This window comes from Enterorhabdus sp. P55, from assembly GCF_009911695.1.
Taxonomy (GTDB): Bacteria; Actinomycetota; Coriobacteriia; order Coriobacteriales; family Eggerthellaceae; genus Enterorhabdus.
The window spans coordinates 1-768 of sequence record NZ_QWKK01000264.1; the positions used below are offsets into that span (position 1 = coordinate 1).

The 768-nt window shown below is 35.8% G+C and carries 1 protein-coding gene; it reads right to left on the reverse strand.

Annotated elements, in window-relative coordinates; genetic code table 11:
- The coding region (locus tag D1643_RS11175; RefSeq protein WP_139897264.1) for an IS6-like element IS1216 family transposase at positions 1-665 on the reverse strand (665 nt) is incomplete at its 3' end.
- Between the last annotated feature and the right edge of the window lie 103 nt (positions 666-768).

Here is a 768-nt window from a genome sequence, read left to right on the forward strand (position 1 = left end):
AATAATACCTTGATTTCAGTACAGACCGAAAACCCGAAGAGAGTGCCTTCTTTTCGGGTTTTCTTATATAATCCTCGAATGGCTTCCATGCCTTTAATCGTGGTAGAGGCAGTGCGTAAACTTCGATAGAATTTATTGCGTCTCTTTACTGGACGATGGTCTTGTTCAATCAAATTATTCAGGTATTTAATGGTACGATGTTCTGTCCCTTGATAAAAGCCGTATTCTTTTAGTTTCTTAAAGGCACTTGTAATAGAGGGGGCTTTATCTGTGACTACAACCTTCGGTTCATCAAACTGCTTCACTAACCGCTTAAGAAAAGCATAGGCTGCTTGTGTGTCCCGTTTTTTACGTAACCAAATATCCAAGGTTAAACCATCTGCATCGATGGCTCGATACAAATAATGCCATTTTCCTTTAATTTTGATGTACGTTTCATCCATTTTCCATGAATAAAAGGATTTTTTATTTTTCTTTTTCCAAATTTGATAGAGTAGTTTGCCATATTCTTGCACCCAACGATAAATCGTCGTATGAGAAACGTTAATGCCACGATCATATAAGATTTCTTGAACTTCACGATAGCTAAGGTTATAACGAAGATAGTAGCCCACGGCTACAATAATCACATCCTGCTGAAATTGCTTTCCTTTAAAATGATTCATCGTCATTCCTCCTGCTATCTTTTTCTATTATTCTACCTTATTTGATAGTAGATTTAAAACTTTGCAACAGAACCCTTCATTTTAATTTATTGTATCATAACTT